The sequence below is a fragment of the Micromonospora sp. NPDC005087 genome, from assembly GCF_042872965.1.
Lineage (GTDB): Bacteria > Actinomycetota > Actinomycetes > Mycobacteriales > Micromonosporaceae > Micromonospora.
Genome location: NZ_JBIALB010000011.1, coordinates 93181 through 106953 on the forward strand (window position 1 = coordinate 93181; position 13773 = coordinate 106953).

Genomic DNA, 13773 nt, shown 5'->3' on the forward strand with positions numbered 1-13773 from the left:
CCGTGACCCGGAGCTGAGGCGTTGCCGGGATCTGCCATGCTCGGTGCGGTGACGACCGGCCACCCCACCAGAGTCCGCACCCACCGCCGCGTCCGCAGCCGCACCACCGTCCGGGTTCTCGTCGCGCTCGTCGCGCTCGGAGCCCTCATTGGCGTAGCCGTGGTCGTCGTGCCGATGCTGCGACCGCCGGGCCCGCGTCCGCTCTTCCAACTTCCCGTCTCCTGCGGCGAGACGTGGCAGCTCAGCACCTATCCCGGCCACGACGACTACGACGTCGACCTGTTTCCGACCGAGGGTGAGGCGTGGGGACGGCCGGTGCTCGCGTCCTACGCCGGCACGGTCACTGTGGCGGGCGTCAACGGATCGCTGGGCGGGCGTAACCCGGAGAATCCGGAGGGCCCGCGCGGTCGCGGTGGCGGTTACTGGGTGAAGATCGACCACGGCGGCAAGTGGGAGACCCAGTACCTTCACCTGCTCGAACCGCCGCTGGTCCGGGAGGGGCAGCGGGTCGCCCAGGGCGACCAGATCGGCCGCCTCGGCAGCACCGGCAACTCCGGGGCCCCGCACCTGCACTACGAGCAGCGCCGCGGCTGGGACAAGGTCGAGACGCACTTCGACGGGGAGCCGTCGGGTATCACCACCGACGAGCGCGAACACATCGTCAAGCGGACGAGCAACAACTGCCGCCCGGAGTGACGGTCGGCGCCACCGTCCGCTGAGGACCGCGCGACCCACGTTTGCCCAGAACGGCTCCGGGCAACTGATGAGGTGACAGTTCAGCCGCAGGGAGGAGCCGACGATGACCAAGGGTGACGTCGACACGTACCACGAGGACGGGCAGTGGAAGAACCGGCCCGAGGGCAATGAGCGGGCCAGCAGTACGCATGACTCCAAGGCCGACGCGCAGGCCCAGGGTCGCGAGATGGCTGCCGACCGTGGCGTCGAGCACGTGATTAAGAAGCAGGACGGCACGATCGGGGAGAAAAACACCTACCCACGCAGCCGCGACCCGCGAGACATTGAGGGCTGACCGCCTCCAGCCTCCTGCGGACTGACCTCTTCGGCGCGGCCGAGGAGGTCAGTCCGCGTTCAGCGACTGCGTGACCCGTCAGCACTGTGCTTCATCTTCGTCCGCGAACTGTGCGTGCGTCATACGGCCGAGCGTGGGCTACTGGGGCCTGACCCGCCCCGTCGGACAGGGGCCGAGGCGGCCCGGGTCAGGCCGGCACCACGTACGGGAAGGCGTCGGCGCGGGCGGCCTTGGTCACGTCCGGGGTGAGGCCGGACGTCATCCCGGTGTTCAGCACCAGGGAGAACATCACCTCGGGCGCGTTGTCGGCCATGGTGCGACCGTTGCGGACCGCGAAGCCGTAGTTGGCCGCCGTCCCGACCTGGTACGGCAGCACATCGGGATACACCTGCCGGACCACGCTCCAGCCGTACGCCTGGGGATCCGGCGCGGTCCCGTTCGCGGCGACCACCCGCGCGACCGCTGACGCGATCTCCTCGCCGTCCTCGGTGAGGTCCTTGCTGGGGTGTCGCGCGTTGGCCGGGTTGGAGAAGTCGGTGTCGGTCGGCCAGAAGGTCGGCCACATCATCGGGTGGCCGCCACGGTTGATCGGCCGCCACCCCCCGGCGTCGGTCGCCAGCTTGGTGGTGCACCAGACGCCGATCTGCGTGCCGTCGCGCAGCAGCGGCTCGTCCTGGGAGACCTCGAGGACGATCGACTCGACGGTGGTGCCGGCGAAGCTGTTTGTGGCCTGGTCGGCCTTCCACGCCGCGCGGTCCAGCTTCGCGCCGTTCTTGAACGCGGCGTTGACGGTCGCGAGCTGGCCGAGGTCGATGTAGAACGGGTCGGTGATCCGCCCGGCCCAGATCCGGACGTTTCCGCCGCTCGACACCTCGCCGGTCCGGCCCTCGACGACGGGAGTACCCATCGCGGCGTCGTCACGGGCATCCGCTCCGGTGAGCTCGTACACCATCAGCGTCTGCTTCCCGGCGCCGTCCGGTTCGCCGAAGGCCACCCGGTAGGTCAACTCCTCGAACTCGCCGCCATCGACGTGAATTTTGATTTCGTAGCGCGCCTCGGCATGGAAGCCGCGCTGGATGTCGGCCTTCGTCACCGAGCTGTTGACGTCCATGACGAACACGGTGGCGCGCTCTCCGTTGAAGACGTACAGGTCGTTGATGTAGAGCTGGCCGTTCTGGGCGGCGAGGGGGGTGTCGAGGTGGTGCGACATAGGTTCACTCCCGGTGATGCCGGAATTACTGGGCGAATCCGAACATAGCGGGCATCGTTTGTTCGTCTCGGGTCATCGGCCGAATCCGCGCCCCGGCCTTCCGCTCGGCTGATCAGGAGCTGCGGGTCACCGGGGGTGCCGCCCGCTGGGGGAGGGCGACGATGGTGGAGCGGAGGCGGTTGAGGGCTTCCGCACGAGCGCCGGTCAGCGACGGTTCCTCCGTCAGCAGTGCCCGACGGACCTCGACATGGCGGGGCATCTGGGTGAACGCCGTGGTGATGGCATCGAGGACCGCCGGATGGCTGCCCCAGGGCCCGCCGAGGATAACCAGTCGCGGGTCGGTGAGCGCGACGATGGCGGCGAGAACGCCGCTGACGGCGCGCCCCAGCGCTTCACGCGTGGCCATGTCGGTCTGACGGACGCGATCCGCGTCGATGGCCGTCGTGCCGGCGCGGCGCAGATCGAGGTCGGCGAACACGTCGATGAACCGGGTTGCCTGGCCGTGTGGGCCGATGGTCAGCAGGTGGGCGATCTCGCCGGCCAGCCCGGTGTGGCCTCGGCGTACCTCGCCGTCACTGACGACCGCGCAGCCCAGCCCCTCGCCGAGGAAGACGTAGGCGAAGTCGCTCAAGCGGGTCGGATCGTTGTCTCGTTCGGCCTGTGCCGCCCAGTTGACGTCGTTGTCGACGATGACCGGGCCGCCGACCTGTGACGCCAGCACATCGACCGGGTCGAGGTCGCCGAGCAGGAACGGTGCGTCGGGCAGTCGGACCAGTCGACCGCTGGCGCGTTCCACCGGGTCGGCGGCGCTGACGACCGCCAGTCGGATCGCTCCTCCGGCGCTCTCCCGTGCCTGTGCGGCGGCGGTGCCCAGGGCCGCCGCGACCTGCTCGGCCCGTGCCGGCCGGCTGATGTCGTGGCGGGTCCGCCCGAGGATGTCGCCGTGGGCGTCGACCCGCTCGACGACCACTCCGTCGGGCGCGATGCTGATGGCCAGGGCGGTGCCGGCCGTGTCGGCGAGGGCGTAGTACGAGCCGACGCGGCCCCGGCCGCGCCCGCCGGGCGTCCGTTCCCCGGTGTCCACGACCAGGCCGGCTTCGGCCAGTCGGCGCACGCTCTCGCCAACGGTGGGCTTGGACAGGCCGCTGCGGGTCGCCAGGTCGGCCCGGGTCAGCCGCCGTGCCTGCATCAGCTCCCGTAGCACGTGCTCGTCGGTCAACGAGCGGAGTAGCTCCAGCGAGGGCTTGACGGTGGTCACCCATCGATTCTAGGCAGGAGCCTTGCCTAGAAGGGTGCCCGCCTCCTACAGTCTTTCCAAGAAGGAGCCCTAACTAGAAGGAGTCGCGCCGTGAACGCCCAGCCCGCTCTGGCCGCCGCACCGCTCCCGCCCCTGCCGCACTGGGAGTCGCCGCCGGACGACCTTTCCGCCGCGATCAGCGAGATCAAGGCCGCGCTGCGGGCCCGAATCGAGGCCTCCGGCCGCACCGTCGAGGAGGTGTTCGCGGTCGTCGAACAGCGGGTCCAGGCGAAGGTCGACGACATCACCGCCGCCAGGGAGCGCGGCGAGACGATCTGGCCGGTCATCGAGTACGCGGACATCGAGGCCGGCACGGTGTCAGCCGAAGCGGTGGAGAAGCTGCGCGAGCGGGGCTGCCTCGTCGTACGCGGGCACTTCGACCGCCAGCAGGCCCTCGACTGGGACCGCGACATCGTCGACTACGTGGACGGCAACGGCTTCTTCGAGGCGTACCTAGGGCCCGGCGACGACTTCTTCGGCAGCGTGGGGTCCAAGCCTGAGATCTACCCGGTCTACTGGTCGCCGGCCCAGATGCAGGCCCGCCAGAGCGACCGGATGGCCCGGGTGCAGGCGTTCCTCAACAGCCAGTGGAAGCAGGAGTCCGAGGGTGTGCGGTGGTTCGACCCGAACCGCGACTCGCTCTACCCGGACCGGATCCGCCGCCGGCCGCCGGGCGCCGACTCGGGCGGTCTGGGCACCCACCTCGACCCCGGCACCCTCGACCTGTGGATGACCGAGGCCTACCAAAGGACCTTCCGGCACCTCTTCAGCGGCACGGTCGAGCAGTACGACCCCTGGGACGCCGCCCACCGCACCGCCGGACCGCAGTATCCCGGCACCACCATGTGCTCGGCCTTCCGCACCTTCCAGGGCTGGACCGCGCTCTCGGACATGGACCATGACCAGGGAGTGCTGCACACGGTCCCGATCCCCGAGGCGATGGGCTACCTGATGCTCCGGCCGCTGCTGGCCGACGTGCCCGCCGACGACATGTGCGGCGTCACGGTCAACCAGGTCTTTCCCGCCAACGACAGGTGGCACCCGCTGCTCATGCGGGCCCTCACCGGCATCCCCGACGTCAGGGCGGGCGACTCCGTCTGGTGGCACTGCGACATGATCCACAGCGTGGCGCCCGTTCAGGGGCAACAGGGGTGGGGCAATGTCATGTACATTCCCGCGGCCCCGTGGTGCCCCCGCAACGAGCGGTACTCGGCGGCCGTCCGGGAGGCGTTCCAGACCGGGTCCAGCCCGACCGACTTCCCGGCCGAGCACTACGAGCGCGGTTGGCCCAACCGCTTCCAGCCCGACAGCCTCAACCCCACCGGACGGCGCGGCCTGGGCCTGGACTGATCGCCCGCACCGGACAGCGGGCCGACGGTGCGGGCCTCCGTCGGACGGAGCGCAACAGCGCATGGCGGTGGGCCGCCCGAAGATGCTCTCGGGCGGCCCAATCGCGGGTGGTACGAGCTGTCGGCGTCCTCAGATGCGGGACCACTTCTGGTTGGCGGCGCCGATGCAGTCCCACAGGTGCAGTTTGCCGCCGTTGGCGGGGTTGGCGTCCCGAACGTCCACGCACCGGTTGGCGCTGACGTTGATCAGGTCGCCGGCGGCGTTGAGGGTGAAGCGTTGGGCGGGATTGCCGTTGCAGGAGACCAGGTTGACCTCGGTGCCGTTGGCGGTGCCCGCCCAGGCGGGGTCCATGCACTTGCCCATCGCGCGGACGGTCCCATCGGAGGCGAAGGTCCAGGCCTGCGCGGCGGTGGTGTTGCAGTCCCAGATCTGCAGCTTGGCGCCCTCGACCGGGTTGGCGCTGGGGATGTCGATGCAGCGTCCGCTCTGCGCGCCTCGGATCCGGCTGGTGCCGGGGGCCGGGTCGCCGCCACCGCCGGAGGTGTAGCCGGACACCCGGACGTAGTCGACGAGCATCTGCTGCGGGAACTGCGTGGAGCCGTCCGGGTAACCGGGCCAGTTACCGCCGACCGCCACGTTGAGGATCATGAAGAAGGGGTGGTCGAAGACCCACCGGTTGCCGCCCAGCCGGGCGGGGTCGACCCGGTGGTACTGCACCCCGTCCAGATACCAGGTGATCACGTTCGGCTCCCAGTCCACCCGGTAGGTGTGAAAGCCGTCGGCGAGTGGCCCGCCGAGGGTGCGGCTGCCGGTGATGCCACCGCCGCCGGAGTAGCCAGGCCCGTGCACGGTGCCGTAGACGGTGTTGGGTTCCCTGCCGATGTTCTCCATGACGTCGATCTCGCCGACGTTGGGCCATCCTCCGCTGCCGGTGCCGAGCATCCAGAACGCCGGCCAGATGCCCTGACCGCGCGGGATCTTGATGCGGGCCTCGAACCGGCCGTACGTCTGGGTGAAGGTGGCCGCGGTCAGCAGCCGCGCCGAGGTGTACTCGCAGCGCCCGTAGTGGCACTGATAGTTGGCGGGGTTGTCCCGGCGGGCGGTGATGACCAGATTGCCCTGGCCGTCGTGGACGGCGTTGCTGGTGCTGTTGGTGTAGTACTGCCGCTCGTTGTTGCCCCAGCCGCCACCGCCGATGTCGAAGCGCCATTTGCCCTGGTCGACGGCTGCGCCGGCCGGAGCGTTGAACTCGTCCTGCCAGGTGATCGGGCCGATGGCGGCCTCGGCCCGGTCCGGGTGCGCCGGGAGGACGAGAGCCGAGGTGGTGGCGAGGAGAGCGACCGCGGCGAGGACGAGGGGTCGGAAACGGGGGGCGGGACGGGCGTTGAACACGGGGGGCTCCTCAGCGAGTGGGGTGGCGGAGGCTGTGCACCGGAGGGCCTGAGAGCGCTCTCTATAGCGAAGCATGTCGATATGACGGTCTTTTTGTCAAGAGTGTTTCCAATGCGACGACAGTCCACTACCGGAGCGTCGCAGTCGCCCGGGTCGGGCTGGTCCACCGTCCGCCCATCCGGGCGCCGCTCCCACCCGGCGGCCGACCGCCGGGCCGACTCTCGCCTGCCTTCGACAGCGGCGGCAGGACCCGGTTCGGGAGCGGGGGCTGGATCTGGTTCGGGAGCGGGTGGCAGGACCGGTTCGGGAGCGGGGGCAGGACCTGCGGGTCTGCGGCCGCACCGGGCTGAGGGCACCTTCTTTGCCGCCTTTGCTCTGCTTCAACCCGCGCAACGGTTTCGGGCCGCGAGTGTTGCGTGGGTTGAAGCAGAGCAAAGGGTGCGAGCTGACCACTGGCGCGTCCGCTGGCGAACCGACGTCGCTGGCGAGCCGACGTCGCTGGCGAGCCGACGTCGCTGGCGAGCCGACGTCGCTGGCGAACCGACGTCGCTGGCGAACCGACGTCTCCGAGGGTCACGGTTCGCCGGTGAACCTGTGCACCGCCATCCGCTGCGGCTCCGGAGCACATTCCTCCGATAGGGGTCTAATCGATCCTTCCTATTGCCGTGAGGCGTCCACGGGGGACAGGATGACGAGGCTCGCCGGAAACATCCCCGTAACCTGCGTGCTGCTGGTCTCTGTCACGAGGAAGTGGGAGTCAGTCATGAGCGACGTGTCGACGGCGCTGGGTGTGCGCCTCTACCCGGACCTGGTCGAGCGGGGTGGTCTGGCCCCCGCGCTCATCGAGATCGCCGCCCGGCACGAGCTCGACCTCGGCCGGATAACCGCTCCCGAGCAGGGGCGTGCCCGGTTCACCTGCGCCGAGCTGCACTCCGACCAGGGCGTGGTCTGCGTCGGGCTGGGTTCTCAGGCCCGGTACTTCATGGTGGACCTTCGGGTTGCCGGCGAGGTTCAAGCACGGGGCGACGCCATGGACCTCGTGCAGGTGGCCCAGCTGGCCGCGGCCTGGCGGGCCGGGCTGACGCTCACCGAGCTCACCGTCCGGTTCCCCTTCATGGAGGAGATGAAGAGCCGCCCGACGTCGGTGGCTCAGGCACGCTAGCGAGCCTGCCGCAGCGCGGTCGGGCCAAAGGCGGGTCAGCAGCGCAGCCGGGGTGGCAACGGTGCGTCGGCGGTGGCCTCGCGGTCCAGATAGGTGGCCTCGACGAACGCGAGGAAGCGTTCCGCGTCGGCCGCGTTGGAGGCCAGACCGAACGAGACGCGGACCGCGCCACCGGTCGGCAGCCGCAGCGCCCCGAGATACTCATCGATCGTGTCGATCCGCGCGAGCAGCCGCCGGCGCAGCGAGCCGCGGCTGATGCCGAACGCACCCTCTCCCGCACCCGGGTTGCAGAAACAGCCGGTACGCAGGGAGAAGCCCGCCGCCGCGGCCTCCCGCGCCACGAGCCGCTCGTCGACCAGGGAACCGTCCGGGTGGCGGAGGTTGAACGTCACCGTGCCGCCCCGGTCCGCACCCGTCGCCGGCCCGTACACCTGGACCAGTGGCCGGCCGGTGCGGTGCCGCAGCGTGGTCAGCCGGGCCAGCAGCCACCCGGTGAGCAGGCCGACCCGGGTGTGCACGAGGTCCACGCCGATCGCGTCGAGCCAGCGCAACCCGAACTCCACGTCCGGGATGCTCAGGAAGTTGAGCGTGCCGTCCTCGAACGCCGACTCGTCGTCCATCGACCGGTGCCAGTCGCCCTGAACGCTGACCGCCCGGATCGTGCCGCCGGCGAACCACGGCCGGCGCAGCCGGGCCAGCGCGTCGCGGCGGGCCAGCAGCGCGCCGACGCCGGTGGGGTAGCCGAAGAGCTTGTACCAGCTCAGGCAGACGAACTCGGGTTGGACGGCGCGGAGATCCAACCGGTTCGTCGGGGCGTACGCGGCGGCGTCGAGCAGCACGTCGTACCCGTGCCGGTGGGCCAGCTCCACCCAGCTCAGCGGGTGCTGCACGCCGGAGAAGTTGCTCTGCGCCGGGTACGCGAACAGGCCCCGACCGCCGGGCCGACCCCGCCGCCCGCCCAGCCCGCCGCGGTTGGCGTCCAGCACGTCGACCAGGTCCGCCTCGGCGACCCGCAGCTCCGGACCGGCCAGCGGTACGTAGCGCGCCCGCGCGCCGGCTGCCCGGGCGTACTCGCGGATGCCGTTGACCGAGTTGTGGTTGTCCCAGGTCAGCACGAACGGTGCGGTCCGGCTGAAGTCGTACGCCTCGCCGACCAGCCGGCAGGCGCCGCTGGCGTTCGGGGTGAAGACGACCGCGTACTCCGCCGGGTCCGCCCGGAAGAAGTCGAGCACCGCGTGCCGGGCCGACTCCACCAGGGAGCCGGCCGCCTCCGAGGTCGGGTTCTCCGAGTGCGGATTGCTGTACAGGCCCGCCAGCAACCGGTCGTGGTGGGCTCTCACCTGTGCCTGTGCGGCCACCCCGGACCCGGCGTAGTCCAGGTAGACGTGGCCGTGCCGGTCGAGGTGCCGGTATTCGGTGGCGCGCAGTTCGTCGATCCGGGCGGTGCCGGCGTACCCCGGCAGCTTCGCCGGCGATGTGCCGGCGGCGGTGCGGGACGCGGGTTCAGGAGGCACGGTGACGCTCCCTGCGGACCAGCACCACCCAGGTCGCGGCGAGGAAGAGCAGCACGAAACCGCCGAGCACCAGCCAGTTCACCCACACCGGGCGGGAGAAGCTGTCGCCGTAGGTGGCCAGCAGGGGCGGACCGAGCGGGGAGGCGCCCTCCCGCCAGAGCCGCTCCACCCCGGCTGTGTGGCCCAAGCCCTCGAACGCCCACCGGTTCGACATCGCGTAGCTGAGCCACTGGCCGCCGGCCGCCATGGCCGGCACCGGCAGGATCGCGCCGACGAACAGCACCTGCGGGAAGCAGAGCATTGGCAGCATGAGCGTGGCCTGGGCGGCGTCGGAGACGGCCGCGGAGCAGAGCAGGCCGAGGGTGAGCGCGGCCGCCGAGGAGAGCAGCAGCGTCGTGTACAGGGCGGTGAAGCCGGCGCCGTCGACCGGCGGCAGTCGATCGGTGCCGCGCAGCACACCGAGCAGGGCGAGGTCCACCAGGGCCAGCAGGGGCAGCAGCACCGCCACCTTCGCCACCAGGTACGGCAGCAGCCGGACACCGGCCAGCCGCTCCCGGCGCAGGATCGGCAGCTCGGTGCAGATCTGGAGCAGGCCATAGGTCAGACCGAAGAAGAAGCCGCCGAACGCGATCCAGAACAGGATCATCACGGTCACGGTCGGGCTGGGGTGCGCCGGGTCGAACGCCCCGGGGCGGAACAGCAGCGCGAACATACCGAGCACCATCAGTGGCGAGCCGAGCAGGATCGCCAGGGTGAGCCGGTTTCGGGCGACGATCTCGGTGTTGCGCGCGGTGAGGACGCCGAACTGGCGCAGCCGGCCGACCTGCCGGTGCCCCGCGGCGCCCGGGTCGACCGGACGGGCGGGTGGGTCGACGTCGCGGTGCGCGGCGAAGCGGTCGGGCAACGCGGCCGGGTCGGTCTCCTCGTCGAGCCGCAGGTGCACCTCGGCGAGGGACCGTAGGCCGAAGAACTCCTGGGCGTCAGCCGGGGTGCCGGCGAACGCCAACCGGCCCTGGCGGGTCAGCACCACGACCCGGTCGCACCGGTCCACGTCGGTGATCTGGTGGGTGGTGAGCACCACGGTGGTCCCCGCGTCGGCGAGCGTGCGCAGCACCCGGAGCAGGTCCACGGCGATCGCCGGGTCCAGCCCGGAGGTGGGCTCGTCCAGGAAGAACACGCCTGGCCGGGTGAGCAGCTCGACGGCGATGCTGGCGCGTTTGCGCTCGCCGCCGCTGAGCCGGCCCACCGGGACGGAACCCCTATCGGTCAGCCGCAACCCGGCGAGCACCTCGGCGACCCGTTCGGTCACCTCGACCGGGCCGGTCTCCGGTGGCAGGCGCAGTCGGGCCGCGTACCGCAGTGTGCGTTCCAGGGGCAGCTCGCGGTGGATGATGTCGTCCTGCGGAACGTAGCCGACCGCACCTTCTCCGGTGGGGCCGTCGTACGACACGGTGCCGGCCGCCGGTCGCCGTATCCCGGCGAGCGTCTCCAGCAGGGTGGTCTTGCCGGCGCCGCTGGCGCCGATGATGGCGACGACCTCACCCGGTTGGATGGTCAACGAGATGTCGTCGAGGATCCGGCGCCCGTCCCGGACGCTCTGGCCCAGGCCCCTGGCGATGATGCCGACGCCGGTGCGCGGGGAGGACGTCGTCTGCTCGGTCGTCATGTGGGGTGTGCTCGATCCGGTCGGGAGTGGGCCGCCTGAATATCGTGCCTCGCCGATGCTACGTCCGGGTGCCCACTCCACCGTCCCGGCCACTCAGTCGGTCGTGGTCCGCGCCTCCGCCGGCACCTGGAGGAGGTCGAGGCAGTTGCGCCACAGCGTCTCCAGCTGGGCCGGATCGTTGAGCAGCTTCGCGAGCAGCACCCGCCCCTCGATCTGGGCCACAATGGACCGGGCGGCTTCCCGGGTGTCGACCGCCGGGCCGGCGAGTCCGTTCGCCTTCGCCTCGACGACCACCTGCTCGATGAGGTCGATCTGGGCCTCGAAGATCTCCTGGAGCCGGCGGCGGATCTCCTCGGCCTGGTTGCTGAGTTCGAGGGCGAGGTTGCCGAACAGGCAGCCGGCGACCACGCCGGCCTTCTGCTGGCCGGTGCGCTGGACCGCCTCGGTGGCCTCGAACAGGTCCCTCAGCCGCCGCAGCGGGTCGCGCCCGCTGCCGAGCAGCTGCTCCCACTGGCGGCGCTGGTTCGCCCAGTGCTCGTCGATCACGGTGCGGGCGAGCGCCTGCTTGGACTCGAAGAAGTAGTAGAAGCTGCCCTTCGGCACACCCGCCGTCGCGCAGATCTCCGCCACGCCCAGGGCAGAGTAGCCGCGCTGCTCGATCAGCACCGCGGCCGCGTCGAGAATCTTGTTTCGCGCGTCACTGGTCCGTCCCATGCTTTGACGATACCCGACCGGTCGGCTAGCTTTTAGTCGACCAGTCGTCTAGTGATCATCTCGGCCGGACCAAACGGTCCCGGCCCCCTCCGGCCAGTCAGGAAGTGGTTCTCATGAACACCAGTCAGGGGCAGAAGGTCGTCGTGATCACCGGTGCGTCACAGGGCATCGGCGCCGACCTCGTGGACGCCTACCGCAAACTCGGGTACGGCGTCGTGGCGACCTCGCGCTCGATCGGCCCCGCGGACGACCCGGAGGTCGTCACCGTCCGCGGCGACATCGCCGACCCGGACACGGCAGAGCGGGTGGTCCGTGCCGCCCTGGACCGTTTCGGGCGTATCGACACCCTGGTGAACAACGCCGGCGTCTTCGTCGCCAAGCCGTTCACCGACTACACCGACGAGGAGTTCGACCTTGTCACCGGGGTCAACCTCGCGGGGTTCTTCCACCTCACCCGGCGCGTCCTGCCGCACCTGCTGACCACCGGCGCCGGGCACATCGTCACCATCACGACCAGTTTCGTCGACCAGCCCAGCTCGCACGTCCCGTCCGTGCTCGCCTCGTTGACCAAGGGTGGCCTCAGCTCCGCCACCAAGTCCCTGGCCATCGAGTACGCGGCTCGCGGAGTCCGGGTCAACGCCGTCGCACCCGGCATCATCAAGACCCCGATGCACCCGGTCGAGACGCACCAGACGCTCGCCGGCCTGCACCCGGTCGGCCGGATGGGGGAGACCAGCGACGTCGTCGACGCCGTCGTCTACCTCGAGTCCGCGCCCTTCGTCACTGGCGAGATCCTGCACGTCGACGGCGGCCAGAACGCCGGTCACTGAACGCCCAACCCCACCCCGGAAGAGGAGCAGAGAATGCCGATCGTCACCATCCAGATCACTCGCGAGGGCAACACGCCGGGCACGTCCGCGGCGACCGCCGAGGAGAAGGCCGCCCTCATCAAGGGCGTGAGCGAACTGCTGCGCGACGTCCTGAACAAGCCGTTGACGTCGACCTTCGTGGTGATCGACGAGGTCGAGACGGAGAACTGGGGTCGCGGCGGCCTCCCGGTCGACCAGTTCCGACAGCAGCAGAGCGGGGCCGTACCCGAGTAGCGGCCCCACCGCCACCGGCTCTCGAACCGCGGCGCCGGGGACGTCGGAACGCCGACGCCCCCGGCGCGGTCTAGCCGGGTGCCCAGTGGCATGAACACCCCGGTCGCGGGAAGAACGTCGTCCGCCGCCGGAGTGGGGAGTCGGGATGAGAGCCGTCGTCTACGCGGACGTCCGGACCGTCGAGGTGCGGGAGGTGCCGGACGCGACGCTGGAGACGGAGACCGACGCGCTAGTGCGGATCACCTCCACCGCCCTGTGCGGCACCGACCTGCACATGTACGACGGGCGGACCGGAGCCGAACCCGGCCTGGTCTTCGGCCACGAACCGCTGGGCGTGGTCGAGCAGGTGGGCAGCGCCGTCCAGACGGTCCGTCCGGGCACCCGCGTGGTGATCCCCACGCACCTGTTCTGCGGAACGTGCGTGATGTGCGCCCGGGGGCTCTCGGCGGCCTGCCTGCGCGTCCGCGCCGAGGGGCCGGGCGCCGCGTACGGCTACGCCGGGATGGGCCCGTACCGGGGTGCCCAGGCCGACCTGCTGCGCGTGCCGTGGGCGGACGCGAACTGCGTACCCGTCCCCGGGGAGCCGGGTGACGGGTACGAGGACGACTTCGTGCTGCTCGCCGACGCGTTCGTCACCGGGTGGCACGCCACCGCGACCCTCGCCGGGGTCGAGGCCGGCGACACGGTGGCCGTGTTCGGTGCCGGCACCATCGGCCTGCTCAGCGCCTACTCGGCGCTGATCCGCGGTGCCAGGGTGGTGTACTGCGTGGATGGTGTGGACGCCCGGCTGGACAAGGCCGGTGAGATCGGCGCGGTGCCGGTCGACTTCCGCCGGGGCGACCCCGTGGAGCAGATCCGCGCGGAGCGGGCCCGGGCGGGACTGCCGCTGGGCGAGGAGAAGCTGGGCGGGATCGACAAGGTCGTCGACGCCGTCGGGTTCCAGGCCCGCGACCGCGAGCGCCCCGATCAGGAGCGCCCCGACCAGGTCATCGCGGACGCGGCCCGGCTGGTCAACCCCGCCGGAGCGATCGCGGTCGCCGGCGTGTACCCGGAGAAGGACCTGCGACCGCGCCCCGGCGCGAGCGCCAGCGAGGAGTTGGTGGCACCGTGGGGGACGCTGTTCAACAAGGGCGTCTCGGTCCGGTTCGGCCGTACCCACGACCGCCGCTACACCGTGCTGCTTCGTGACCTGGTCGTCTCCGGCCGGGCCCGGCCCAGCGTGATCGTCACCCACCACGGCACCCTCGCCGACGCGCCCGAGCTGTACCGCAGTTTCGACCGCCGGGAGAACGGGGTGATCAAGGCGGTCCTGCGCCCGTGAGCGCCGGCGCTCCG

General features: G+C 70.9%; 13 protein-coding genes. 7 read left to right on the forward strand and 6 right to left on the reverse strand.

Annotation, left to right across the window (positions count from 1 at the left end):
* Positions 1-36 precede the first annotated feature (36 nt).
* Entirely contained in the window at positions 37-696 is a 660-nt protein-coding gene (locus ACFYPS_RS24145; RefSeq protein ID WP_387327076.1) for a M23 family metallopeptidase, read from the forward strand.
* A gap of 103 nt (positions 697-799) precedes the next feature.
* Positions 800-1030, forward strand: coding sequence for a DUF2188 domain-containing protein (locus ACFYPS_RS24150; RefSeq protein WP_354966050.1), 231 nt, complete (start codon positions 800-802; stop codon positions 1028-1030).
* A gap of 187 nt (positions 1031-1217) precedes the next feature.
* Here the strand turns inward: ACFYPS_RS24150 and ACFYPS_RS24155 are convergent, their stop codons facing one another.
* A complete protein-coding gene (locus ACFYPS_RS24155) occupies positions 1218-2240 on the reverse strand; it encodes a DUF4331 family protein (RefSeq protein WP_354966049.1) in 1023 nt (340 codons plus the stop codon).
* A gap of 112 nt (positions 2241-2352) precedes the next feature.
* Positions 2353-3498, reverse strand: coding sequence for an ROK family transcriptional regulator (locus ACFYPS_RS24160; RefSeq protein WP_387327080.1), 1146 nt, complete (start codon positions 3496-3498; stop codon positions 2353-2355).
* A gap of 90 nt (positions 3499-3588) precedes the next feature.
* On the opposite strand from ACFYPS_RS24160, the gene ACFYPS_RS24165 reads away from it, so the two are divergent.
* Entirely contained in the window at positions 3589-4887 is a 1299-nt protein-coding gene (locus tag ACFYPS_RS24165; RefSeq protein WP_387327083.1) for a DUF1479 domain-containing protein, read from the forward strand.
* A 129-nt stretch (positions 4888-5016) separates the two neighbouring features.
* Here ACFYPS_RS24165 and ACFYPS_RS24170 read toward each other — a convergent pair whose 3' ends face one another.
* A complete protein-coding gene (locus tag ACFYPS_RS24170; RefSeq protein ID WP_354966046.1) occupies positions 5017-6279 on the reverse strand; it encodes a family 16 glycosylhydrolase in 1263 nt (420 codons plus the stop codon).
* A 763-nt stretch (positions 6280-7042) separates the two neighbouring features.
* Here ACFYPS_RS24170 and ACFYPS_RS24175 point away from each other — a divergent pair.
* Positions 7043-7441: a hypothetical protein gene (locus tag ACFYPS_RS24175; protein ID WP_387327086.1), complete on the forward strand. Its 399-nt coding sequence runs from the start codon at positions 7043-7045 to the stop codon at positions 7439-7441.
* A gap of 35 nt (positions 7442-7476) precedes the next feature.
* Here ACFYPS_RS24175 and ACFYPS_RS24180 read toward each other — a convergent pair whose 3' ends face one another.
* The 3 genes from ACFYPS_RS24180 to ACFYPS_RS24190 form a co-directional block, all read right to left on the reverse strand.
* Positions 7477-8955: an aminotransferase class V-fold PLP-dependent enzyme gene (locus ACFYPS_RS24180; protein ID WP_387327089.1), complete on the reverse strand. Its 1479-nt coding sequence runs from the start codon at positions 8953-8955 to the stop codon at positions 7477-7479.
* A complete protein-coding gene (locus tag ACFYPS_RS24185) occupies positions 8945-10621 on the reverse strand; it encodes an ATP-binding cassette domain-containing protein (RefSeq protein ID WP_354966043.1) in 1677 nt (558 codons plus the stop codon). Before ACFYPS_RS24185 ends, ACFYPS_RS24180 begins: the two co-directional genes overlap by 11 nt.
* Positions 10622-10714: 93 nt before the next feature.
* A complete protein-coding gene (locus ACFYPS_RS24190; RefSeq protein ID WP_354966042.1) occupies positions 10715-11335 on the reverse strand; it encodes a TetR family transcriptional regulator C-terminal domain-containing protein in 621 nt (206 codons plus the stop codon).
* Between the two features lie 113 nt (positions 11336-11448).
* On the opposite strand from ACFYPS_RS24190, the gene ACFYPS_RS24195 reads away from it, so the two are divergent.
* The 3 genes from ACFYPS_RS24195 to ACFYPS_RS24205 all read left to right on the forward strand — a co-directional run bounded on the left by ACFYPS_RS24195 (position 11449) and on the right by ACFYPS_RS24205 (position 13759).
* Positions 11449-12165, forward strand: coding sequence for an SDR family oxidoreductase (locus ACFYPS_RS24195; protein WP_354966041.1), 717 nt, complete (start codon positions 11449-11451; stop codon positions 12163-12165).
* 33 nt (positions 12166-12198) lie between these two features.
* On the forward strand, positions 12199-12438 hold the full coding sequence (locus tag ACFYPS_RS24200; protein ID WP_074318313.1) for a 4-oxalocrotonate tautomerase family protein: 240 nt from the start codon (positions 12199-12201) through the stop codon (positions 12436-12438).
* Between the two features lie 145 nt (positions 12439-12583).
* Positions 12584-13759: a glutathione-independent formaldehyde dehydrogenase gene (locus ACFYPS_RS24205; protein ID WP_387327094.1), complete on the forward strand. Its 1176-nt coding sequence runs from the start codon at positions 12584-12586 to the stop codon at positions 13757-13759.
* The last annotated feature ends 14 nt before the right edge of the window (positions 13760-13773 follow it).

Excerpts from the sequence above, each read along its gene's own strand:
- ACFYPS_RS24145 (WP_387327076.1), top strand. The coding sequence starts at position 37 with ATGCTCGGTGCGGTGACGACCGGCCACCCCACCAGAGTCCGCACCCAC.
- ACFYPS_RS24150 (WP_354966050.1), top strand. The coding sequence starts at position 800 with ATGACCAAGGGTGACGTCGACACGTACCACGAGGACGGGCAGTGGAAG.
- ACFYPS_RS24155 (WP_354966049.1), bottom strand. The coding sequence starts at position 2,240 with ATGTCGCACCACCTCGACACCCCCCTCGCCGCCCAGAACGGCCAGCTC.
- ACFYPS_RS24175 (WP_387327086.1), top strand. The coding sequence starts at position 7,043 with ATGAGCGACGTGTCGACGGCGCTGGGTGTGCGCCTCTACCCGGACCTG.
- ACFYPS_RS24185 (WP_354966043.1), bottom strand. The coding sequence starts at position 10,621 with ATGACGACCGAGCAGACGACGTCCTCCCCGCGCACCGGCGTCGGCATC.
- ACFYPS_RS24190 (WP_354966042.1), bottom strand. The coding sequence starts at position 11,335 with ATGGGACGGACCAGTGACGCGCGAAACAAGATTCTCGACGCGGCCGCG.
- ACFYPS_RS24195 (WP_354966041.1), top strand. The coding sequence starts at position 11,449 with ATGAACACCAGTCAGGGGCAGAAGGTCGTCGTGATCACCGGTGCGTCA.
- ACFYPS_RS24200 (WP_074318313.1), top strand. The coding sequence starts at position 12,199 with ATGCCGATCGTCACCATCCAGATCACTCGCGAGGGCAACACGCCGGGC.
- ACFYPS_RS24205 (WP_387327094.1), top strand. The coding sequence starts at position 12,584 with ATGAGAGCCGTCGTCTACGCGGACGTCCGGACCGTCGAGGTGCGGGAG.